This is a genomic window from Halomonas sp. WWR20, from assembly GCF_054602495.1.
In genome coordinates this window covers 386,781-409,573 of sequence record NZ_JBTRHR010000003.1, presented here as the reverse complement: position 1 = coordinate 409,573, position 22,793 = coordinate 386,781, and the positions used below count along the sequence as shown (strand labels likewise).

At 61.5% G+C, this 22,793-nt stretch carries 20 protein-coding genes; 8 read left to right on the top strand and 12 right to left on the bottom strand.

The window, feature by feature from the left end; all coding sequences use genetic code 11:
• Positions 1-144 precede the first annotated feature (144 nt).
• Together thiI and ACW4DH_RS08365 are read right to left on the bottom strand one after the other, a co-directional pair.
• Positions 145-1,614 carry a tRNA uracil 4-sulfurtransferase ThiI gene (thiI, locus tag ACW4DH_RS08370; protein ID WP_459635916.1) on the bottom strand — a complete coding sequence of 490 codons (1,470 nt, stop codon included), beginning with the start codon at positions 1,612-1,614 and terminating at the stop codon, positions 145-147.
• Between the two features lie 126 nt (positions 1,615-1,740).
• Entirely contained in the window at positions 1,741-2,490 is a 750-nt protein-coding gene (locus ACW4DH_RS08365) for an NAD(P)H-dependent oxidoreductase (protein WP_459635915.1), read from the bottom strand.
• A gap of 99 nt (positions 2,491-2,589) precedes the next feature.
• Here ACW4DH_RS08365 and ACW4DH_RS08360 point away from each other — a divergent pair, with 99 nt between their 5' ends.
• From ACW4DH_RS08360 to ACW4DH_RS08350, 3 genes are all read left to right on the top strand, one after another.
• Entirely contained in the window at positions 2,590-3,465 is an 876-nt protein-coding gene (locus tag ACW4DH_RS08360) for a LysR family transcriptional regulator (RefSeq protein ID WP_459635914.1), read from the top strand.
• Between the two features lie 355 nt (positions 3,466-3,820).
• Positions 3,821-4,843: a GlxA family transcriptional regulator gene (locus ACW4DH_RS08355; protein WP_459635913.1), complete on the top strand. Its 1,023-nt coding sequence runs from the start codon at positions 3,821-3,823 to the stop codon at positions 4,841-4,843.
• A gap of 36 nt (positions 4,844-4,879) precedes the next feature.
• Positions 4,880-6,052 carry an MFS transporter gene (locus ACW4DH_RS08350; protein WP_459635912.1) on the top strand — a complete coding sequence of 391 codons (1,173 nt, stop codon included), beginning with the start codon at positions 4,880-4,882 and terminating at the stop codon, positions 6,050-6,052.
• 250 nt (positions 6,053-6,302) lie between these two features.
• Here the strand turns inward: ACW4DH_RS08350 and ACW4DH_RS08345 are convergent, their stop codons facing one another.
• The 3 genes from ACW4DH_RS08345 to ACW4DH_RS08335 all read right to left on the bottom strand — a co-directional run bounded on the left by ACW4DH_RS08345 (position 6,303) and on the right by ACW4DH_RS08335 (position 9,971).
• On the bottom strand, positions 6,303-8,837 hold the full coding sequence (locus tag ACW4DH_RS08345) for an esterase-like activity of phytase family protein (protein ID WP_459635911.1): 2,535 nt from the start codon (positions 8,835-8,837) through the stop codon (positions 6,303-6,305).
• A gap of 233 nt (positions 8,838-9,070) precedes the next feature.
• Positions 9,071-9,289, bottom strand: coding sequence for a DUF3820 family protein (locus tag ACW4DH_RS08340; protein ID WP_459635910.1), 219 nt, complete (start codon positions 9,287-9,289; stop codon positions 9,071-9,073).
• 199 nt (positions 9,290-9,488) lie between these two features.
• Complete coding sequence (locus tag ACW4DH_RS08335) at positions 9,489-9,971, bottom strand: PhzF family phenazine biosynthesis protein (RefSeq protein ID WP_459635909.1); 483 nt, start codon at positions 9,969-9,971, stop codon at positions 9,489-9,491.
• Positions 9,972-10,333: 362 nt separating this feature from the next.
• On the opposite strand from ACW4DH_RS08335, the gene ACW4DH_RS08330 reads away from it, so the two are divergent.
• The 3 genes from ACW4DH_RS08330 to ACW4DH_RS08320 all read left to right on the top strand — a co-directional run bounded on the left by ACW4DH_RS08330 (position 10,334) and on the right by ACW4DH_RS08320 (position 12,062).
• A complete protein-coding gene (locus ACW4DH_RS08330) occupies positions 10,334-10,501 on the top strand; it encodes a hypothetical protein (RefSeq protein ID WP_459635908.1) in 168 nt (55 codons plus the stop codon).
• A 99-nt stretch (positions 10,502-10,600) separates the two neighbouring features.
• Complete coding sequence (locus ACW4DH_RS08325; protein ID WP_459635907.1) at positions 10,601-11,434, top strand: AraC family transcriptional regulator; 834 nt, start codon at positions 10,601-10,603, stop codon at positions 11,432-11,434.
• A 13-nt stretch (positions 11,435-11,447) separates the two neighbouring features.
• Positions 11,448-12,062 carry a LysE family translocator gene (locus ACW4DH_RS08320; protein WP_459635906.1) on the top strand — a complete coding sequence of 205 codons (615 nt, stop codon included), beginning with the start codon at positions 11,448-11,450 and terminating at the stop codon, positions 12,060-12,062.
• Positions 12,063-12,227: 165 nt separating this feature from the next.
• Here the strand turns inward: ACW4DH_RS08320 and ACW4DH_RS08315 are convergent, their stop codons facing one another.
• Positions 12,228-13,028 carry a siderophore-interacting protein gene (locus tag ACW4DH_RS08315; RefSeq protein WP_459635905.1) on the bottom strand — a complete coding sequence of 267 codons (801 nt, stop codon included), beginning with the start codon at positions 13,026-13,028 and terminating at the stop codon, positions 12,228-12,230.
• A 93-nt stretch (positions 13,029-13,121) separates the two neighbouring features.
• Here ACW4DH_RS08315 and ACW4DH_RS08310 point away from each other — a divergent pair, with 93 nt between their 5' ends.
• On the top strand, positions 13,122-13,562 hold the full coding sequence (locus tag ACW4DH_RS08310; protein WP_459635904.1) for a MarR family winged helix-turn-helix transcriptional regulator: 441 nt from the start codon (positions 13,122-13,124) through the stop codon (positions 13,560-13,562).
• A 128-nt stretch (positions 13,563-13,690) separates the two neighbouring features.
• On the opposite strand, the gene ACW4DH_RS08305 is transcribed toward ACW4DH_RS08310, so the two are convergent.
• Together ACW4DH_RS08305 and ACW4DH_RS08300 are read right to left on the bottom strand one after the other, a co-directional pair.
• Complete coding sequence (locus ACW4DH_RS08305) at positions 13,691-16,867, bottom strand: efflux RND transporter permease subunit (protein ID WP_459635903.1); 3,177 nt, start codon at positions 16,865-16,867, stop codon at positions 13,691-13,693.
• A 63-nt stretch (positions 16,868-16,930) separates the two neighbouring features.
• On the bottom strand, positions 16,931-18,088 hold the full coding sequence (locus ACW4DH_RS08300; RefSeq protein WP_459635967.1) for an efflux RND transporter periplasmic adaptor subunit: 1,158 nt from the start codon (positions 18,086-18,088) through the stop codon (positions 16,931-16,933).
• A 321-nt stretch (positions 18,089-18,409) separates the two neighbouring features.
• Here ACW4DH_RS08300 and ACW4DH_RS08295 point away from each other — a divergent pair, with 321 nt between their 5' ends.
• Entirely contained in the window at positions 18,410-19,396 is a 987-nt protein-coding gene (locus tag ACW4DH_RS08295; RefSeq protein ID WP_459635902.1) for a LysR family transcriptional regulator, read from the top strand.
• A gap of 67 nt (positions 19,397-19,463) precedes the next feature.
• Here ACW4DH_RS08295 and ACW4DH_RS08290 read toward each other — a convergent pair whose 3' ends face one another.
• From ACW4DH_RS08290 to ACW4DH_RS08275, 4 genes are all read right to left on the bottom strand, one after another.
• Positions 19,464-20,375: an oxidoreductase gene (locus ACW4DH_RS08290; RefSeq protein WP_459635901.1), complete on the bottom strand. Its 912-nt coding sequence runs from the start codon at positions 20,373-20,375 to the stop codon at positions 19,464-19,466.
• An 8-nt stretch (positions 20,376-20,383) separates the two neighbouring features.
• Positions 20,384-20,716: an antibiotic biosynthesis monooxygenase family protein gene (locus ACW4DH_RS08285; RefSeq protein ID WP_459635900.1), complete on the bottom strand. Its 333-nt coding sequence runs from the start codon at positions 20,714-20,716 to the stop codon at positions 20,384-20,386.
• Positions 20,717-21,051: 335 nt separating this feature from the next.
• Entirely contained in the window at positions 21,052-21,276 is a 225-nt protein-coding gene (locus ACW4DH_RS08280; RefSeq protein WP_459635899.1) for a hypothetical protein, read from the bottom strand.
• A gap of 528 nt (positions 21,277-21,804) precedes the next feature.
• Positions 21,805-22,788 (bottom strand): aldo/keto reductase, encoded by a 984-nt coding sequence (locus ACW4DH_RS08275; RefSeq protein ID WP_459635898.1) that lies wholly within the window; start codon positions 22,786-22,788, stop codon positions 21,805-21,807.
• Positions 22,789-22,793 lie beyond the last annotated feature (5 nt).

The following is a 22,793-nucleotide window of genomic DNA, read 5'->3' as shown; positions in this document are numbered from 1 at the left end:
ACGAGCAAACCATGCCTTACTTCGAACTCATGATTCTTAAAGTTCTCTGGAAACTGTCGGTGGTGCTGGATGACGACGAGGATATTCCCTAAGTGCCGCTGGGCCCGGCAATAGAAAGCCCCCATCTCCAGGGCAACCCCTTGCCTACTTCTTATACACCCCGAAGTTCGTCAGGCCCTGATCGGCCAAGTGCAGGGCTTGCATCTGGCTCATAATGCCCTGACCGCAGTAGAGCAGATACTCCTTGTCGGGCAGTGTTCTGGCTCGCGCTTGAAGTTCATAGAAGGGGATCTCCAGCAGCTCGACCTGCGGCGGTACTTCAAGCGGCGCCATGTCGCGCTCGCTGGGGTGGCGGATGTCGATCACGCTGCAGTCGGACTGGCTGGTCAGGCTCTCCGCTGACGAGACGATGGTGACCTCGGCAAGCGCCGGGGCGGGCTTGGCTAGCTCATCGATGCGGGTATAAGTCGTTTCTTCGAACGCGTGCTTGAGCACATCGAAATCGAATTCGGCCTCGGCGGCTTCGACCTGATCGCGGCGGACACGAGTGCTAGGGCGCCTTGAAATGACCCCACAGTACTCCGGCATGCGCTCAGCAAGCTCTGCAGTGTCGATCACTCTCGCCTCGTTAATGATGTCCTGCTTATCGCTGGTCAGCAAAGGGCGTAATATCGGGCGCTCGCTCACGGCATCGATCATGGCCAGATTCGTCAGGCTCTGACTCGACACTTGGGCGATAGCATCGCCGGTAACGAGTACCGGAGTGCGCATTCTGGCGGCAATGCGACTGGCTACGCGGACCATCATGCGCTTGAGTACCACACCCATACAGTTATCGGGTACTTTGGTCAGAATCTCACTGATGATGCCTTCGAAGGGCACCGAGATGAAGCTGACCTTGTGAGAGCTGCCATAGCGTCGCCATAGATGGTAGGTCACCTCGCGTACGCCGGCCTCATGGGCAGGACCGCCAAGATTGAAGAACAGAAAGTGGGTCTTGATGCCGCGTCGGATCATGCGATAGGCGGCCACCGGCGAATCGAAACCGCCGGAAATCAGCGCCAGAGCGGAGCCCTGAGTACCGAGCGGATAGCCACCGAGACCGGCGCGGCGTTGCGTGATCAGGATCAGCCGGGTGTGTTTGAGTTCAAGCGCTACGGTGATCTCAGGACGCTTGAGGTCGACCGTAGCGCTGGGCGATGCCTTTAATAACTCGGTCCCTAGATAGCGCTCTAGATCCATGGAACGAAACGCATGCTGGCCACTGCGTCTGACACGCACGCAAAAGCGCTTGCCCGCGACCAGCGGGGCCCATAGCGGCAGCACGTGTTCGGCAGTATGAGCAAAGGAGCTGAAGCGCCGCTCTTCAACCGTCAACACTTCATGAATGCCGGAGATGCGGGTCATCGCACTTTCTAGCGCGTCTATTGTGTCGATGGAGAGCCCATCGCTGAGTATGACCTCCAGTGCATCCCATCTGCCGATCACGCGTACCTCGGGATCAAGCCGCCATAGCGTGTTGCGTACATTAGCGCGCAGGCAACGTATCATCTCCTTGCGCACCGGTCGCGACTTGATCGTAATTTCGGAAAACAGCTTGAGAATGTATTTCATGTGAATTAGCAAATATTAATGAATGCCACGGTCGGGTAGCTACAGTAACAGTCCGACTGCTATATGTCTCAAGTGAATATGTAGTGCCTGTATTGACGCGATCCAGATTCATAACGAGAGTCAGTGTCATCTCCGCCAGCGCAACGGGTGCGTGTCGCTCAGCACGCCGGACTCGTCCCAGTCCTCCCAGCCGGTGAAGGGAATCGGGGCTTGTGCTCCAAGCCCTTCCAGACGGTGTGCCCACCTCGCCTTGTCGGCCTCCAGTTGTTGTCGAAAGTCCGCTTCCGCCTGATAGCTCAGCCCGCCACCCTGAACCCCGTAGGAAAGTTGCGGGGCGAGCACATCGAACCCGACATAATAGAGCGAGCAGTGAATCGGCCACATCAATGTGGTGATATCACCGCTGCGTCCGAAAGGCGAAAACGTGCTGGCGGGGGCTCCGGTGGTGACCGAACAGAGAGCACGTTTGCCGCGTAATGGGCCTCGATCGAAGCGTCGCCGACCCGAATAGAGGCCGCCATAGACGAATACGCGATCGAACCAGCCCTTGAGCATGGCCGGCTGAGCATGCCACCACAGCGGGAATTGCAGGATGACCAGCTCGGCGCGCTGCAATCGATCGATTTCACGTTGCACGTCGGTGGGCAGGGTCGCCGTCTCGAAATGATGGCGCTGTTCGGTCAAGGCCGCGAAATAATCACTATCGACGCGCGAGCCGAAATGTCCGGGCCGTTCCACTGGGTCGAAGTTCTGGGCGTAGAGATCGGACACCTCAACGTGGTGACCGGAGCGTTCCAGCGTCTCGGTGGCGACATGGGTGAGTGCTGCATTGAAAGAGCGGGGTTCGGGATGACAGTGGACGATCAATACCTGCATGGGGGCGTTTCCTCGCGGTGACGGTTCCTCTAAGCTATCCCTTGCAGAAGTGCAAAGAAATTCCCTGGAAATGCAAGCCTACCTTGCATGGATGAACACATGACACGTTGGGATGATTTACAGGTCGTGTTGGCGATTGCCGAAACGGGCTCTCTCTCCGGCGCGGCTCGCCAACTGGCGTTGAGCCACGCCACGATCTTCCGACGGCTTGGTGAACTGGAGCGACGTATGGGAGTACGCCTGTTCGAGCGCTCGAGAACCGGTTACGCGCCCACGCTGGCGGGAGAGGACATGGCGGCCACGGCAGCTCGGGTTGCGAACGAAATCGACGGTGCCGAGCGCCGCTTGATGGGGCTGGATCTGGCGCTCTCGGGAACGCTGCGCATCACCACCACCGATACCTTGCTGATGGGGCTTCTGACGCCGATCTTCGCGGACTTTCGAGCATCACACCCGCAAGTCATACTGGAAGTGGTGGTCTCCAATCGCACGCTGAACCTCACCCGGCGTGATGCCGATATCGCCATTCGCCCCACCATGACACCGCCGGAAACGCTAGTCGGCCGGCGGGTGGGACGTATCGCACAAGCGGTTTATGCTCGCATTGATCCGTTACCCACTCATACCCCTGTCATCCCTTGGGTCGGGCCGGATGCCCATCTCGGTTACCCAGCCCTTGAAACCTGGATGTCGCGCAATGGCTGCGATGCGCATGTCGGTTACCGAGTGGACAGCATGCTCGGCATGCTGGCAGCGGTAAAAAGTGGGTTGGGGCAGGGCGTGTTACCCTGTTATCTCGCTGAGGACGAGCCAGACCTCCAGCGCTTGGGCGACCCCATCCTGGCACTCACCACGGACCTTTGGCTGCTGACCCACCCCGACCTACGCCGTACCGCCCGGGTTCTTGCGTTCTTCGCAAGCGTGACTCGGGCACTGGAGGAGCGATGGGGACGGTTGCTAGGCGACGCTCACTAGAGCCGATAAGGCACCGAGTGACATAACGCAGGGCCTCATTGATGTCAGTGCTATTCGCCGTGGAGTTCGTCTTTCAACAGTGCTTGCGTCTACACGAGTGCTGATGCAGGCCCAGCAGTAGAGCGATGGGCATCCGGTAGGGAAAGGTGCGTCAATTGAGTGGTGATCAGGATCAATTCTGCTTTTATGGGGGCGCAACTTAAACAAGGCATATCAAACTTAGGAGCTAGTGCCCCGGCGGGGGCAACACTGTTTCTAACGGATCAGCAAATGTCCCTATCGGTGGGGTAAGCGTCGTTGCCGACATCTCCGCCAGGTAAGACACTGGCGCTGTTGCTTGACGATGGAGCCCGCCATGACCCTCTGCGTTGCCTTGCTTGCCTATCCCCGCTGCCAGTTGCTGGACGTTACCGGCCCTTGGCAGGTATTTGCCACCGCCAACGATCTGGCCGGCACCGCCTTGTATCGCCTGACGCTGCTGGCCGAGGAGGCTGGTGCGTTGACGACCAACTCGGGCATGGCCTTGCATGCCGACAGCAGCTGGCAAGCCCTGTCCGGTGAGGAGGGCTTCGATACCTTACTGATCGCCGGTGGCAGCGGCGTTGGGGAGCAGACCGGCAATCCGGCTCTGCTGGCCAAGCTGCGCGAGATGGCGCCCAGCGTAAGGCGGCTGGGCTCGGTGTGCACCGGCGCCTTCCTGCTGGCCGCCGCAGGCCTGCTCGACGGCCACCGTGCCACGACCCACTGGCGTCATTGCCAAGCCCTGGCCGATGCCTATCCCGCCATCGACGTCGCCAGCGACGCGCTGTACATCGAAAGCGTCAATGACCTTGCGCCAGCGTCGCCGCGCTATACCAGTGCCGGAGTGACGGCTGGCATCGATCTGGCCCTGGCGTTGCTCGAAGCCGACCACGGTGCGGGCCTGGCCGGGCGCGTGGCGAGAGAGCTGGTGATGTTCCTGCGCCGTCCAGGGGGCCAATCGCAGTTCAGCGAAGCCCTGCGCAGCCAACAGCGGGATATCGGCCCGTTGCGCCATCTACTCGACGCCATGCACAGCGCACCGAGTGACGATCACCGGCTCGATATCTTGGCTGCACGTATCAATGTCACGCCGCGCCACTTGTCGCGTCTGTTTCGCCAGCATCTGGACACCACTCCGGGAACTTATTTGACGCGGCTGCGCCTCGAACATGCCCGCCAGGCGTTGATAGCCAGCCCCAGCCTGCCACCTCTGGAGCGTCTGGCTCAGCAATGGCGACTGGGCGGGGCCGAGCAGTTGCGGCGCCTGTTCCAGCGGCATTACGGCGTTTCCCCCTCGGTCTATTGGCAGCGCTTCAGGGCATCGGCCGCTCCCGCCTTGGCGATAGCTGATCAATGACACCTCTAGCCTCGATGTTGCCAACAGGAGCCTTCCATGCCGATCACCGTAACTCTTCTTTCGCTGTGCCAAGCGTTGCTGGTCAGCGGCAATATTCTATTGATCGCCGTTTCGCCCCTGATCGGGGCGTCGCTAGCGCCCGGCCCGGCTTGGGCCACTGCGCCGGTGGCTACCCAACTGCTGGGGTTGATGTGTGCCACCATTCCCGCATCATTGCTTATGGCACGTATCGGTCGCAAGCGGGGCTTCGTGCTGGGCAATATGCTGGGGCTGGTCGGGGTGGCCGTGGCGGGGCATGCCCTGGTGGGTGAGCGGTTCGGGGCGTTCATGCTGGGCACTTGGCTGATCGGCATCGGCATCGGCTTCGGCACGCTGTATCGCTTTGCTGCGGTGGAAGCCGCCCCTCCGGCACTGCGCGACCGAGCCATCGGCCTGGTCATGGGGGGCGGCGTCCTGGCGGCATTTCTGGGCCCTTGGCTGGCCCGGGCCAGTCGCGAGCTTACCGCTACGCCGTTTCTCGGCAGTTTCGTGGGGCTGGGGCTGCTCTACGCCCTGGCATTGCTGCTGTTGGCCTTCACCCGGTTGCCACCGGCCCAGGCCACTCACGGTAAAGGCGCATCACGACCGCTGGGAGAGATCCTGCGTCAGCCGGTATTCATTATCGCCGCCCTGTCGGGCCTGATCGGTTACGGCGTCATGAATCTGGCGATGACCGCCACGCCGTCGGCCATGCAGCGTGCCGGCTTTGATTTCGACCATGTCGCCACGACCATCCAGTGGCATGTACTGGCGATGTTCTTGCCATCGTTCGTGACCGGCCGGCTCACGACCCGCTTTGGTGCGCCGAGCATGATCGTGACGGGGTGCTTGCTGCTCGCCGGCTGCGGCGTACTGGCTCAATTCTCCACATCGTTGCATGGCTATTACGCCGCGCTGATCCTGCTGGGCCTGGGCTGGAACCTGACCTTCCTGCCCGCCACTGGCCTGTTGACCGAGGCTTACCGTCCCGTCGAAAAGGCGCGTACCCAGGCGGCCAACGAACTGCTGGTCTTCTCCACCGTGAGCCTGACGGCTCTGCTGGCCGGGCCGCTCGAAGCCAGTCTGGGCTGGGCAGGACTCAACGCCATGCTGATGCCGCTGTCTCTGATTCCCCTGGTCGTTCTCGGCTGGCAACGCTATGTCAGCGGCACTCAGCGTCTGCAGCCTTGACAGCGAGGAGCTCGCCTTTGCCGCCGTCACGCTGCTGCTGCTGTCTGTCAGCGGCGTTCAATGAGGAATCAGGGGGCGTCCAGCCAACCGGAGAGCCGAACGCCTTTTGCAGATGCCGCAACCCGGGCTGAGGCCGCTCGGCAATGCATTCGACCAGACGCCCCCTGCGCTAGCAGATGCACCTCCATGCGCCGCCGATCCTCACGGCCGGGGCGCCGCTCAGGCCAGCTTGCTTGCTCGCAACGATCGTCTACATCCACTCCCATCCGGTCTGTCCCACCCCGGTAGTGGCGAGACCGCTTGCATGCGTAAGATTCTCACATTCGGGTAATGCAGCGAATTCGAGCGACAGTGCAATAAACTGGGTGCTTTGCGTATCGCTGAAATTATCGTCCGAGACGAGGATCAAGCTCTGCCGTCCATCCGCCAGCTCGGGCCCCAACGCCATACCCTCCACATTGTCGAGGACGATCTCGTAATCACTGAGATCCACGATGAGTTGCTTGTCGACGGGGCGAATGGTGTCGTTTGTCTCAGTTAGCGCATCAATATCGCGGATGTCGGTAGCGCGAGAAGTGTCTATCTCATAGAGTCGGATGGTATTACCGATACCCGTCACGAAAGCCCGCTCCAGTGTCAACAGTCGATGGTCGTCTAGCGCGAGCATCTCGACCAGCCCATTGGTCGCAAAATCGCCGCTGTTGGCAGGCCGTTCGGGTATCGGCTCTGTCGGGTAAAGATATTCATGCTCCGGCTGTTGGCTGTGTAGATCGTATTCGATGATACGTGACGGACTGCCGGTGTTGAGATCGGCTGCCGGGCCGTCCTGCACCAGGGCGTTTTCCGTTGCGGTGAACAAATGCTTGCCATCCGGCGTGAGCGTGAGGCTCTCGAGTGCCAGGTTGTTGCGAATTCCCTCGTTGCCTTGAAGGTCGGGTTCCAGCGCTTGGGGGATCGGTAAGGAAAAGAGCTGTTCGCCATCCCGGGCAGAATTCCAGACGGAGGGAGACAGGTTCTGCGAGACGTCTCCTTCGGACGAGATGAAAAGGCTCCCGTCAGGCGCGAGCGCGATGCCTTCGGGGTCGACCTGGCCTTGGGAAAAGCGCGAGCCATCCGATTGGCGCAAGGTGGTGACATCCGTGAAATAGACATCGCCTTCATCGAGCCGGCCGTCGTCAAGGTCGATCCGCAGCGAATAGAAACGGGCGGGATCGATCTCGCTGCGGTCATCGGCAATCGCCAGATATTCACCGGTGACCGAATTGTATGTCAGCCCGGAGAGCCCCCCCACGACGGTATTCTGGAACGACATGCCGCTGGAGAATTCCGTCATGCCCACGAATTCCACGTCCTCGACGAGGGGCTTAAGGTGGGTCAACGCCAAGTCGGCATAAACCAGGCGATGATCCGAGGCCCCGATAGCCTCGCTGCCGGGCTGGTTGTCGGTCGGCCAGAAAACGCCTCCATCGAGCCGCGTCAGTCCGCTCTGAGAAGGCAGTACATAATCGGCCCGCAGATTGCCTGGGGCCGTGTCGTTGAAATCTGCCGTGTCGAAGCGGGCGTCACCGGAATGTGTCTCGTTGGCCTCGCCCTGGGCCTGGGCCGCTTCTACGGCGCCCCGGCTGTCGGGAGCGAGTCCGGCATCAACATAGGCGTTGCCTAGCAACTGCTGGGCGGCACCGGGCAGGCTGTCACCGTCGACAGGATCAACGTTCTGATCGCCTACGATCACAAAGCGCTCATTCTCGCCGAGCCCTCCCGGGTGGCCCTGGTCGTCAACAATGTAATCCCCTTGTTCGGGGGTAACGTAGTCCGACCAAAAACGAATCTCGTCGGCATTGCGCAGGCCATTGCGATCTTCGGGACCATCGAAGGTAGGAGGCGTCGGGTGGGAAGCAAGCAGATGGATCTTCTGGCCATCGACGACGATGGGTATGTCCCAATGGCTCTTGGAAGAAAGCGGCAGTCCCGACAGTTCCTCCTCCGAGTAGTAATCGGCAGGGGCGGCTGTCGCCGGATCATCGGGCAGGCGTGCATTCGGCATGTCTTTCCAGAGAAAGTCCTGAAAAGTACGGATTTCCTCTTCCACCAAGGGATAACGTGACAGCACGAGCATGCCGTATTGTCCCGGAAACTGTCCGAACCCCAGTGCATCCTCGGCATAGCCCTCTTCGTCAGGCATCGTTACCGCCCGGCCATCGTTATCGAGATCGAAGCCGGAGGCGACACCCGTATTAACGGGGGCAGAAAAGGCGTAGGGGTAGTCGATGGGATCAGCTCCGTTCTGGCTGATCCCAAGATAATTGTGGCGAAAGGCGTCGACGGCCTCCGGCGAATAATCGAATTCATTGATCAGTAAAACGTCAGGCCTAGCCTGCTGAATGACCTCGGCGATCTGCTGCGCCTGCGGGTCGTCGGGAGTGGAGAGGTCAGCCAGCAACTCTCCCGTTTCAGCGCGATTCAGGGAGGCGTTATAGCTGGCGACCCGGAGTGTGCTGGTGGCATCTGGTATCTCGGGCTCTTCTGGCACGGTTGGGGAATGTTGACCGTCTGAAAGGGCTTCTGCCAAGAGCCCTAACGCATCGGCAAGGCCGCTGTAATAAGCTTGTCCCGCAGAAAGCAATGCTGGAAAGAACTCTTTTTCGAAGAAAGGCATCGGTGTGTAGGTGGCAGGTTCCGCTTCGATGTTAAATTCGCTATTAAAGAGATCCAGTGTCGAGCCAAGAAACGATGCCGGAGAGAAGTTGAATAGCGAATTCGTTGTTGAGCCGTATGAACCGTACATGGGATTTCCTTAGGCTAAGGGCCGGATTGCACGACATGGCATGTACTGCTCGACCAGCTTGGTGGCTGGATATGTCAGTTCGAGGGCACGCAGGTAAGGATAAGTAGCAATTCAAACGTCTTGTGTAGTCTTGTTTTTCATTGTGCGCGCTGCGGCAAAATGGTCTTTAGCCTCGGTCCCGGATTGTCGAGAGGGTTCGATAGGCCCGAGTATCGACTGCCATGAAAAGGGCATCAGGAATGCTTTTGCCGTAACGGATCGAGCAGCGGGCCCAGCCCGTTGTGGTCGATCTCGTGCATCAGTTCGAGTAGCTGGCCGAGCTCACCGCGCGGGAAGCCCTCCCGCGCGAACCAGTTCAGATACGGCCCGGGCAGGTCGGCGATCAGCCGGCCTTCGTACTTGCCGAACGGCATTCGGCGGGTCACCAGCTTTTCCAGATCCTCGGGTTTCATGCAAAGGGCTCCTTGAGGGATGGAGGTCCGCGTCACGCCAGAAGGCTGGGTCCGTATTGAGTCGCCCAGTCATCCTGCTGCTCTCGACTATTTACCTCATCATGCCACAGGTCCTGTTTCGAAAGCTCCGGCGTGGATTTATGTCCCAAGACGCAGCGTACCCTGCCAATGATTACCGACTGACCAGCAATGCATATCGTCACGACACTACCCCACAGGAAGCCGGTACCGGTTGGCTGATGATCTGACGCTCATCCAATCCCAGCAATCGAGCGGCGGTTTGCTGACTCAGGGGACTGGCTCGGATATCGACCGGCTGCGCCGTGGTGAATCGGGCCCGATCCTTCTCGAAGTCAACTACTAATGACCCAATCCCGACTTCCAATGTGAGGGGGGTGTCGCGCCTGGCCATTCCCAGTTCCGCCAGCAGATGCGCCGTACCTACCGTCGGGTGGCCGGCGAAGGGCAGCTCCATGGTGGGTGTAAAGATACGGATCGGATAACGCGCGGTATCGCCGGCCTGGCCGACGAATACGGTCTCGGAAAGGTTCAGCTCGTTGGCGATGGCCTGCATGGTGACGGTGTCCAACTCGTCAGCAAAGGGAAACACCGCGAGGGGATTACCTGCGAAGGCTCGATCGGTGAAGACATCGAGCAGATAATACTGTGTGTCGTTGGGCATGGTGATCTCCAGGTGAGAAGACAGGTTATGCTTTCCAGAATGTTTTGCTGGCTTCGCGCTCGGCATCGGTACGCGACAGGCCGGTATCTTGGAGCAGACGAACATCGAGGCTGAGCAGCTGGTGTCGCGTGCGTTGGCACTGGCAGTAAAGGCGCAGTCTGGCTAACAGTCCGCTGAGAGAGGAGTGAAGTGGATGGCGCTTCTCCTGTTGCGGTTCACGCTAACAGGTTAGGGTTTATGCCCATGTTCAATACAGATTCAGTTATAGTGAATATCAGCGGTACAGTTATCTTGTACAGGCAACTGTATCGTTCTGGTTCGGACTATCTGTACTGCAATTGAACGGCGCCGGGAATATTGTCATGAAACGCTATGGGCAGGTCGCGGCCACGCTGCGCCAACGCATCGAGCATGATCTGCCCGGTTTGAGGCTGTATTACCCCGGGCACCGCCATGTGCCTTCGGCATTGCGCGCCTTTATCGACATGCTGAAGGCATCCGATACCCAGGCGATCGCGAAGCCGCTGTGAATGGAACTCATCACTGGCGCGTTTGCGCAATAATGTCCAAGCCGCCGACACGTCGGTCGGCCTAAGCTAGGCTAGGTCAGCGTTCAGGGAGGTGAAGGCATGGCGAAGCAGCCCAGCCAGTTTCGGTTCTTCAAGAGTCGGCATGTTCCCGAGCTTACCGTGCTTCAGGCGGCGATGAGCGATTTCCGCTACGACCCTCATGCCCATGACGAATATGCTTTCGGCGTCACCCTCGCCGGGCGCCAGGATTTCTTCAGCGGCGGCCAGTATCACCGCAGCCCGCCCGGCAATGTCATCCAGTTCAACCCCGGCGAGGTTCACGACGGCCAGCCGGGCGGCGACAGCACGCTGGGTTACGTGATGGCCTACGTATCGCCCGCTCAGCTCGAGGCGGTGTTTGCCGATGGGGTGGGGCGTGAAAGCGCCGGCCGTTTCAGAAGCCGCGACACCCTGATACAGGACCCTGTGCTACGCGACGCCATTCTGGAACTGGTCCGCTTGGTGACCCAGCGGGTCGGCAGCCGTATCGATCAGGAGTACGCCCTCTACCGGATCGCCACACGCCTCGTTCAACGTGACGGCAGGTTCCAGCCGGGCGGCACGATCAGTCGCCCCGATGCGCTGCTGAAACGCGCCAAGGACTACGTCCTCTCGCACCTGGAAGACGATATGTCGCTGGACGACCTCAGCCAGGCGGCGCACCTCTCGAAATATCACTTCCTGCGTCTGTTCCGGCAGCAGTTCGGCATGACGCCGCACCAGTACGTGCTCAATTGCCGTATCAATGCCGCGCGCCATGCGCTGGAGGCCGGCGCGCTACCCAACGAGGTCGCCTTGCGTTACGGATTTGCCGACCTCAGCCACTTCAATCGCCGCTTCAAGCGTATCTACGGCATGACGCCGTACCAATACCAGCGCAGCGTCACTTCGTAACAGGGACTTCGCCATGTTAGCAATCGTCGCCTATGCCCTGGGCGTCATGTACACGCCTGGGCCCGTGAACCTGCTCGGCCTGAATGCCGGGCTTCATGGGCAGGCCAGGGCCTCGCTGGGATTCTACCTCGGGGTGGGGATGGCCTTGCTCATCCTGTTCTTGCTGTTCGGCTGGGCCGGCGCCGCCTGGGTACGCGGCGATATGCTCGCCGTGGTGGGTGCGCTGGGCTGCGGATATATCTTTTATCTGGCCATCAAGATCGCCCGGTCGAGCATCGATCTGGGCGCCGTGCGCCAGGCGCCGCGGGTGATGCGCTTTCGCGACGGCTTGATCATGCAACTGTGCAACCCCAAGGGCGTGGTCGCGACATTGCCGATCGCCACCATCCAGTTTCCCGCCGTGGGCATTCACGGCGTCAGCCTGGTGCTCTGGTCGCTGGGGCTGGCGGTGCTGGCGGTCGGTGCGCCCGGTAGCTACGCGCTGGTCGGCGCCTTGCTCGGCAAGCGCATCGAGAACCCAAGGATTCTCAAGGGATTCAGCTTGGCGATGGCCGCGTTGCTGGTGGGCGTCGCCCTGTCGATCGGCTACGAACACGTCTGGTTGCCGCTGACGGCGGGCGTAGATTGACGGACAGAAATTAGCGAGCGCTCGAAGTACAAAACTCTCTCGAAGTACAAAACCCTATAGGAGCGCCTTCAGCTGTGAAAAACGTGTGCGGTTTATACCATCGCGGCTAAAGCCGCTTCCATGATGACGCCCCTGAAGCCGGCCGAATCCGGTTCCGTCAGATGATTATCCGATTCTGTCGCTGGCCTGCTGGTCCTTGCGTTTCTCGATCTGGTGGCGATCTTCGGTGAGCCCGATCTGCCAATAACCACTGGCGTAGAGCCGGTGTCGTTCCACACTCCGCTCTTCGATGAGGTAGCGACGGACCGCCTTCACCGCGCCGGTTTCGCCGGCCACCCAGACTGCAGGAGATCCCGCCAGCCAAGGCTGCGCCATAACCGCGTCCACCCATCCAATGTTGGCACGCTCCGGTGCGGGATTGACCCGCCAGGTGACCGTCATGTTCTTCGGAAAAGGCAGCGCCTGCTGGTCTGCCTCGTCAAGCACATCCAGTACTGCATACCCTCTGGCATCAGCCGGCAACCGTTCGATGTTGGCACCAATGGCCGGCAGCGCGGACATATCACCGGCGAAGAGAAACCAGTCCGCATCGAAATCCACGAATTTCGGCGTCCCCGGTCCGGCGAAGCCGATACGGTCTCCAGGGGTTGCCTCGGCGGCCCAGGTGGATGCCGGGCCGTGGTCCGCGTGCATCATGAAATCCACTACCACTTCGCCGCGCTGCTTATCGAAGTGACGCAGTGTGTAGGTACGAACGATGGGCCGCTCATCCATCGGCCTGTCACCGTGGGGTGGCAGCGGGATCGACGTCTGCCCCGGGCGGGGAATCAACAGTTTGAAGTTGGCACTTTCATGGTGTTCGGGGAAGTCACTCAAATCGCCACCACCGAGCACCACCCGTTTCATGTTCGGGGTCAGATTCTCGGTGCGCAGCACCTCCAGGATACGGGGCGCGGGTTTGGGCATGGGTTACCTCGACGAAAGGGGAGTGCTTGTAGCACTTGGACATCTAGTAGACAATATCAACCATAAAATCACTGGTTGATATTGTCAACGAATATGCCTCACGAATCCGACATCCGCCAGGTGCTCTGGCAATTGGCGTTCCAGTTCAAGGTCAGTGCCAAGCGCGCGGTCCGGCAGCACGACCTGAAGCTCAATGGCATGCATGTTCGCTTGCTGCAGATGATTCACGCCCATCCCGGCTGCACGGCGAACCGGCTGGTCACCATCACTGGCCGCGATAAGGCTCAGATCACCCGCGTGATCCAAGAGCTGGAGAGCATGGGCCTGATCGCCCGGACGCCCCACCCGGACGACCGCCGCTCTCATCTCCTCGCCCTCAGCAACGACGGTGAGTCTTTAATGACCCGCATCGGAAAAGCCGAAGACGAGGTGGAAAGGGCGCTCTTGAAAGGCATCAGTCGGCAGGATCAGGCGACCTTTATCGAGATCGGAAACCGGATGCTCACCAACCTGCAGGACAGCGACCCGGAGTAGCGGTAAAGACGACCGGCTTCCTGCAGTGGTCCTGCCGTGAGGCAATGGCTCGACCGGGCGTTGGCAGGGATTCTGGCGGCGCTTGGCTTTCGCTGGACCACACGAAGTCCTATTGACGGCGCAATCCATCATGCTCGGTATTCGCCTCCTGCCGGCTGGCCGCTTGCCTGTGGTTCAGGGTGGCCACGCTCGACCAGCTTGCGCAGCGCCACGTAGAACACCGGGGTCAGGAACAGCCCGAACAGGGTCACGCCGAGCATGCCGGCGAACACCGTGATGCCCGTGATCGAGCGCACCTCCGCACCCGCGCCGGACGACAGCACGAGCGGCACGGTGCCGGCGATGAAGGCAACCGAGGTCATGACGATTGGCCGCAGGCGCAGACGGCTAGCTTCCAGCGCCGCCCCCACGATCGTCCTACCCTGCATCTCCAGCTCGCGGGCGAACTCGACGATCAGGATGGCGTTCTTGCACGCGAGCCCCATCAGCACCACCAGCCCGACTTGCACGAACACGTTGTTGTCGCCACTTGCCAGCCAGACCCCGAATAGCGCCGAAAGCATGCACATCGGCACAATCAGGATCACCGCCAACGGCAGCGTCCAGCTTTCATAGAGCGCGGCCAGCACGAGGAACGCCAGCAGCACCGCAAGCGGGAACACCACCAGCGCCGCACCGCCCTGGGTGGACTGCTGGTAGCTCAGGTCGCTCCAGCCAATTCCCATTCCCGCCGGCAGAGTCTGTTCGGCGAGTGCCGTGACCGCGGCCATCGCCTCGCCCGACGACATCACGCGCGGGTCGGCCTCGCCCAACAGGTCCGCGGCCGGGTAACCGTTGAAGCGGATCACGGGGTCCGGGCCATAGGTCGGGCGCACGTCGACCATGGAGCCCACCGGCACCATCTCGCCTGCGGCGTTGCGCGTACGCAGGTTGGCGATGTCCGACACGTCGTCGCGGAACGGACCGTCCGCCTGCGCGATCACCTGCCAGGTGCGACCGAACATGTTGAAGTCGTTGACGTAGGCGGAGCCGAGGTAGGTCTGCAGGGTATCGAACAGCTCGGTCAGGGGGACGCCCTGCGCCTTGGCTTTCTCGCGGTCGACGTGTGCGTCGAGCTGCGGCACGTTGGCCTGATAGCTGCTGATCGGATACCCGAGTCCCGGTGTCTGTGCCGCCGCCCCCTGGAACGCCTGCACGGCGTTCTGCAGCTCGCCGTAGCCCAGCCGCGTCCGGTCCTCGACGAACAGCGACCAGCCCGAGCCATTGCCCAGCCCCTGGATCGGTGGCGGCATGAACGCAAAGGTGAAGCCTTCCTGGATCGTCGAGAACTTCTGGTTGAGCTCGGCGGTGATCGCTTCGGCCGTGCGCGGGCGCCCGCTGAAGGGGTCGAGGGTGAAGAAGATCACTCCGTTATTCGGCGTGTTGGTGAACTGCAGCGGGTTGAGGCCCGGGAACGCGATTTCGCTGGCGACCCCATCGGTCTCGTTGGCCAGCGCCGCCATCTTCTTGAGCACGGCGTCGGTACGCTCAATCGAAGCGCCTTCCGGCATCTTCACACCAGCGATCACGTACAGCTTGTCCTGCACCGGGATGAAGCCCGCAGGCACGGTCTTGAACATCAGGCCCGCGCCCACTAGCAGCACCGCGTAGATCAGGAACACGGTGCCGCGACGGCCGAGCGTGCGCGACACGGCGTTCTCGTAGCGCGAGGAGCTCCGGTTGAAGAAGCGGTTGAACGGACGGAACAGCCAGCCGAACAGCCGGTCGATCAAACGCGAAGCCCGGTCCTTGGGCACGTCGTGCGACTTGAGCAGGATGGCCGCCAGGGCCGGCGACAGGGTCAGCGAGTTGATCGCCGAGATCACCGTGGAGATGGCAATGGTGACGGCGAACTGCTTGTAGAACTGGCCGGTGACGCCGGTCAGGAACGCCATCGGCACGAACACCGCGCACAGCACCAGCGCGATCGCGACGATCGGCCCGCTGACTTCCTTCATCGCCAGGTGCGCGGCCTCCAGCGGCGTGGCGCCCAGCTCGATGTGGCGTTCGACGTTTTCGACCACGACGATGGCATCGTCGACGACGATGCCGATCGCCAGCACCAGGCCGAACAGCGTCAGCGTATTGATCGAGAAGCCCAGCACGTAGAGCACCGCGAACGTCCCCACCACCGAGACCGGCACCGCCAGCAGCGGGATGATCGATGCGCGCCAGGTCTGCAGGAACAGGATCACCACCAGCACCACCAGCAGCGTGGCTTCCAGCAGCGTGGTGACGACCGACTTGATCGAATCGCGGACGAAGATTGTCGTGTCGTAGATCGACTCGATCTCGACCCCGGGCGGGAGCGAAGGACGCAGTTCCTCCATCTTGGCAACGACGTTGTCGCGGATCTCCAGCGCGTTCGCGCCCGGCGCCTGGAAAATACCGATGGCGGCGGCGTTCTTGCCGTCGAGACGCGCACGCAGGGTGTAGTCGCCGGCGGCGAGCTCGATGCGCGCGACATCGGCCAGGCGCACCAGTTCGCCATGGATACCGGACTTCAGCACGATATCGCCGAACTCCTCGACGGTCTCCAGCCGCCCCTTGGCATTGATCGGCAGCAGGAAGTCGCTGCCGTTCGCCATCGGCTCGGCCCCGAGCTGGCCGGCGGACACCTGGACGTTCTGCTCGCGCACCGCCCGCAGAACGTCGCTCGCTGTCATGCCTCGCGCGGCGATGCGGTCGGGGTCCAGCCACAGGCGCATCGCGTAGTCGCCCCCGCCGAAGAGCTGTGCGTCGCCGACGCCGTTGATCTTCGCCAGTTCATCCTTCACGTGCAGCCGCATGTAGTTGCGCAGGTACAGCGAGTCGTAACGCCCATCGCTGGAGGTCAGGTGCACCACCATCAGGAACACCGGCGACTGCTTCTGCGTGGTGATGCCTTGACGGCGCACGTCCTCGGGCAACCGCGCCTGCGCCTGGGCGACCCGGTTCTGCACCCGCACCGCGGCATCGTCGGCGTCGGTGCCGGGCTTGAACGTCGCGGTGATCTGCAGCACGCCGTCTGAACCGGCAACGGACTTGATATACATCATGTCCTCGACGCCGTTGATGGCCTCCTCGAGGGGAGTCGCCACGGTCTCGGAGATCACTTTCGGGTTGGCGCCGGGATACACGGTGCGCACGACCACCGATGGAGGCACTACCTCGGGATATTCGCTGATCGGCAACAGCGGCAGCGCAATCAGACCGGAGATGAAAATGACAATCGACAGCACCGCGGCGAAGATCGGCCGGTCGACGAAAAATTTCGCGAAGTCCATGGGGCATTACTCCATCGTCGGCCGGGGCCTTGCCCCGAACCGGAGAGACACATCAGGGGGTCGTCAATGAGCCGCTGAGAGATCCATCGAAGGCTTCGAATCGCGCATGGCGACGCTTTGCGCGGCCACCGGCATGCCGGGGAAGAAGATCCGCTGCACGCCGCGCACCACGATGCGATCGCCACTGGCGAGCCCGGACTCGACCACCCGCAAGCCCTCGACCATGCGGCCGAGCTGGATGTCCTTGCGTACCGCCAGACCCTGTTCGTCCACGACGTAGACGAACTTGCGATCCTGGTCGGTCAGCACCGCCTTGTCGTCGATCAGCAGCGCCCGATCGTCGCTGCCGCCGCGTAGCTGCACGCGGGCGAACATGCCCGGGGCGAAGTGGCCGTCGCGGTTGTCGAGCACGGCGCGCATCAGGATGGTGCCGGCCGCCGCGTTCAATTGATTGTCGACGAAGTCCACTTGTCCCTCGTAGGGGTAGCCGCTATCCGTGGCCAGGCCGACCCGCACCGGCGTGCGCTCATCACGCGAGCTGCGGCGCTCGCCGGCACGGGCCAGCGCGTCGTAACGCAAGTAGCTCTGCTCGTCGGCGTAGAAGTGCACATGGACCTGATCCATCGACACGATGGTCGTCAACGGCGAGGCTTCGGAGACTAGGTTGCCGGCGGTGACCAGCGCGCGGCCGGTGCGCCCGGCGATGGGCGCGCGCACCTCGGTGTAGGCCATGTTCAGGCTGGCGGTCGCCACGCCGGCCCGCGATGCCAGCACGTCGGCGGCCGCCTGGGCGCTCGCTGCGCGGCGCTGGTCGAGTTCTTCGCGGGCGATGGCGCGGCTCTTGGCCAGGGTCTCGGCCCTGGCGGCCTGGGCGCGGGCCAACTCGGCATTAGCCTCGGCGCGCTTGAGGTCGGCCTCGGCCCGGGACAATTCCGCCTGGTAGGGGCGCTGGTCGATGACGAACAGCACATCGCCCGCGTCGACCAACTGGCCTTCGGTGTAGTTGATGCGCTCGATGTAGCCGCTGACACGCGGGCGCAACTCGACCGTCTCCACCGCTTCGACGTGGCCGGTGAACTCGTCCCAGTAACGCACGTCCTGCACCAGCACCTCGGCCACGCTGACCTCGGGCGGCGGCGGGGCCTGCTGGGTGCTTTCCGCCTGGCTGTCGCAACCCGCGAGCAGGGCCGCCCCCAGCAGAATGGAAGTCGCCATCGCCATCGCCGTGGGCGAGGAGCGCAAGGAGCGGAACATCTTGTGGACGTTCATGGATGAGGCCTCTTTAACCAGTCGCTTATCGGCACCTGCGCCAGCCGGCTCGTGGCGGGTAATCGTCGCGTGCCCCCGTTCTGGAAATAATCGTTGGGGGAGGGGTGCAATCGACATTCGGCGTGGGTGGAGCGAAAAGATTAAATAGGTTAACCCGACTTGATTAGTCGGGTTTGGAGGGAAATACTGTTCCAGTGGCGGGATAGTCACCGTGCACCCGTTCGCCCCGTAGCAAGGCCCCTCCCTGGACTCATGCACGGCAAGGACAACGATATGCTGCAGGATCTCAACGACGCCTTGATCTTTGCCAAGGTGGTGGAGCAGGGAAGTTTTACCGCTGCTTCGAAACTCTTGGGTATTCCCAAGACCACGGTGAGCCGCAAACTGCAGGGCCTGGAAAAGCGTTTGGGTGCGCGCTTGTTGCATCGCACGACGCGCCGGCTGAGCCTCACCGAAGCCGGTGGTGTCTACTATGAATATTGCAATCGCATCACTCAGGACCTGAGCGAGGCGGAGAGCGCCGTGCATCAGCTGGAAGGCAGTCCCCGCGGCTGGCTGCGAGTCACTGCACCCTTCACGGTGTGTACGGAATTCATCTCGACACTGATCCGCGATTTCCGCGAACGCTATCCCGAGGTCAGGATCGATCTGGTGCTGTCGAACGAGCACCTCGACCTGGTCGCCCATCAGATTGACGTGGCTCTGCGGGTCGGCAACCTGCCGGACTCCAGCCTGGTCGCCCGCCCTCTGGCGCACTATCACTCGTACGTCTATGCCAGCGAACGCTATCTCGCCCGTCACGGCGAGCCGCGTACGCCCGCCGAGCTGGCCCATCATCCGGTACTGGCGCAGGGCAAGGATCGGCGCAATCAGCGTTACTTCTGGCAATTGCAGAACGGTTCGCGACAGGAAGACATTGCTGTCGAACCCATTGCCGTGGCCAACGATCCGTTCGTGCTGCGTCGCCTGCTTATCGAGGGCCATGGGCTGATGCTGGCCAGCGAAATCGTGGCGTGCTGGGGCCCCGAGGGAAACCAGCTGCATCGTGTGCTAGAGGGCTGGTCGGGGCCGGAAACCGAGCTCAACGCGGTATTCCCCAGCGGCAAGCTCATCTCGCCCAAGGTGCGTAGCTTCGTCGATATGGTCGCCGAACGCATCCAGGTTGATAGCGGCTTCAGTGCCAATCATTGGCAACTGCCGGTCGTGGCCAACGAGGCAGCAGCGGATGAAGAGACGGAGGTCATGGGCGAGATAGCTTGAGTGCATTCTTGCCCATCTAGCTTGGAAATCCGAGATTGAACTCACGCCATGCAAGCTTGAGGGCCACTTACGCCTTGTGCCACGTCGCCCCGGTCAGTTCGCAGGAAACCTGCCAAAGCCGATCGGCAACGGCGTGATCCCGGCCAACAGGGGCAACATGAGCGCGTTTGGGCGCACCGCGTGTCTCGGCGATACCGGCAGGGCCGATGTAATCACCGGGACGAACGTCGTTGGCGGTGGCTGCGTAGAGGGTAGGGCGCGCGCCGTCGATCGAGGTCTGAGTGATAAAAGGCATCAATGATTTGAAAAGGCGACCCACCACGGCGCGGCTTTTGACGCCATGATCGAACAGCGCCGTACGCGCGAGGCCGGGGTGCGCCGCCAGGCTGGTCAGCCCCCAGCCTTCGGCATCGCTGTGATGCTGGAGAGTCTGGCTGAACAGCAACATGGCGAGTTTGGACTGACGGTAGGCGTGCCACGGGTCGTAGTGGCGCTCGCCATGCAGATCGTCGAAATCGATGCGCCCGCCGCGGTGCGCCAGGCTCGAGAGCTGCACCACGCGCGGCGCCTGCGCCGCCGCTACCAGCAAGGGAAGCAACAGGCTGGTGAGCAGGAAGTGGCCCAGGTAGTTGACGCCGAATTGGCGCTCGAAGCCATCGAGGGTCAATTCCCGGGTCGGTAGCGCCATGATGCCGGCATTGTTGATCAGCCGCGCCAGCGAGGGTTCGCTGGCGCGTAGCCGGGCGGCAAAATCGCGTACCGAGTCCAAGCTATCCAGGTCGAGCGGCTCGAAACGCACATCCGCCCCTGGGCTCTCGTCGCGCAGCGCATCGACTGCCGCGCGGCCCTTTTCGGTATTGCGTGCAGCCACGATGACGCGGTAGTTCTGGCGGAGCAGTCCGCTGGCGGTGGCCAGGCCCAGCCCGGTATTGGCGCCGGTGACGACTGCCAGCGGCGCTTCGCTATGGTGCTCAGTCATTGGTGCGTTCAGGTGTTGCCCGTATCACCGATGGTCTGGATGACCTCGAAGCCCTCGAACTTTGGCGGGCCGAGATACAGTCCCTCGCGGCGGCTCTGGCCGGCATTGGCATGCGCGGCGCGAAACGCCTCGGAGTGCGTCCAGGCCTCGAAATCCTCACGCGAACGCCAGATTGTATGGGAGGCGTAGAGCACGTGATCCTCCTCCTCGGGGCCGCGCAGCATGTGGAACTCGACGAACCCGGGCAGGCCCTGCAGGTGGGTCTCCCGCTCCAGCCAGATCTGTTCGAACTCTTGCGTTCTCTCGGGATTGACCCGGAAGCGATTCATGGCGATGAACACAGCGCACGTTCCTCATGGAGAATTGATAGGCATTCTCAGATAACCATGACACCTTAACTAATGAGGGGCAAGATGGGGCAGGAGTCGTTGCCCCATCGCGTATCGAGAAGGGTGGAATGTAGGGGCGATGATGTGCCGGTCGGTCGTGGTGGAGTGATCACCGACATGTCGAAACTCATCTAACCTCGGCAAGTACCGGCCCGTATCATGCCGATCTAGACCGCTCGTCGAAGTACAGGTGAGCCGAGACCATGCGGCCTCGGCTCTAGACGGTGTGGCGCACCCCTCGAAACCTGCTGGGCCGATGGGTAGATGCTCACGCCAGGGGAGGGTAATCAGTCGTCGTTGACGGCCATGATGCGAGTCTCGCCTGCGCGCACTTCGTCCCAGGCTTGGTCGAGAGTATAGCCGTGGCGAACACTGATCGTGTCGAGCACCTCGACGGCATGCTGCAGAGAGTCGCCGCTGGATTTCAGCGCCACCACCAGCTTGGCAAGATCCAACTTGCTGAAGCTGCTGGCGATAAGGTCGGCTTGCTGGGTCAGTTGTGTGCAGTTCATGGTTCGTTCCTCATGTAAGGTCATCATACCCTGGGGGAATCCCGTCTTGGGCTGCCATCTCCGATGGCGTTCTGGTGCCTTAGCTACGCATGCCGGGCCGGATAAGTGCCTAATGCTGCAACTGCGACAGGGTCATAAGCGTCCAAGACCCTCGCTTCTGGCGCCTGGATCAAAGAAATACATGGCGCTCAGGTTGTGTAGCCTGGGGTCAGGTCAGTGAATCGAGATAGCGATACCCTGCCCTGAACCGTGACTCTACTATGGGCCAGGAGGCGACGTCCCACAAAGCGCCATTAGATGCACAGGTCGTTGTAGTTTAACTACAGCAGATGTATTCAGCATCAGGGCCGGTAGCGGCACTACGGGAGGTGCCGCTCATTTCGCCCAAGGATCATAGCTTTGTCGACGATAGTGACTTCAGCGCCGCGCATTGGCAGCTGTCGGCAATGGCCAGTGCGACTGCCGCGGAGGAAGCAGAGGTTATGAATGAGGCGCGCGATCACGACGATTGGTAGTCTTGGATTGTGCTCATGTGTTCACTCCTTTCATGCCTTCCTCGGTGTAACGGGCACCGGCTACAGGAAGACGGGCGGTAGCGTTATCGAGTTCTTCCAGCTCTTCGGTGCCCAGCGCAATATCGACCGCACCAACATTATCCTCCAGATACGCGTGCCGCTTCGTGCCGGGAATAGGCACAATGTCGTCACCCTGGGCGAGCAGCCAGGCGAGCGCGATTTGTGCATTCGTGCAGCCTTTGCGTCCGGCCAGGTTGCCAATCACCTCGACTAGCGATTGGTTCGCCGCCATGTTCTCGGGTGTAAAGCGGGGCAGTGCCGGACGAAAATCTCCCGTCTCGAAGTTATCGACGCCTTGAAAGCGTCCGGTAAGAAAGCCTCGGCCGAGCGGAGAATAGGGCACGAAGCCAATACCGAGTTCTCGACAGGTAGGCAATACTTCGGCTTCTACCTCACGCGTCCACAGCGAGTATTCCGTTTGCACCGCCGTCACTGGGTGAATGGCATGTGCCCGGCGCAGGGTCGACGCGCTGACTTCGCAAAGTCCGATACGGTCGATCTTGCCCTCGCAGACCAATGCGGCGAGCCCTTCCATCGTTTCCTCGATGGGGCGCGATGGATCGATTCGGTGCACGTAATAAAGGTCGATTCGTTCGATACCGAGCCGCTTGAGCGAGGCCTCACAAGACTGTCTTGCGTAGTCGGAGCTATTGTCGAGGCGGCGACGGTATTCCCCCGGTTCGCGGACGATGCCGAATTTGGTCGCGATCCGAACGCTTGGGCGGCGCGAGTCAAGAAAGCGCCCGATAAGCTCCTCGTTGTGATGTGAGCCATACATATCGGCAGTGTCGAAGAAATCGACACCCAACTCGATCGCCCGTTCGAGCACGTTCAGCGACTCTTGGTCGTCACGTGGCCCGTAGAATTCGCTCATGCCCATGCAGCCCAGGCCGATAGCTGATACCTCGAAGTCCACTCCCAGTTTGCGTCGTTGCATTGCGC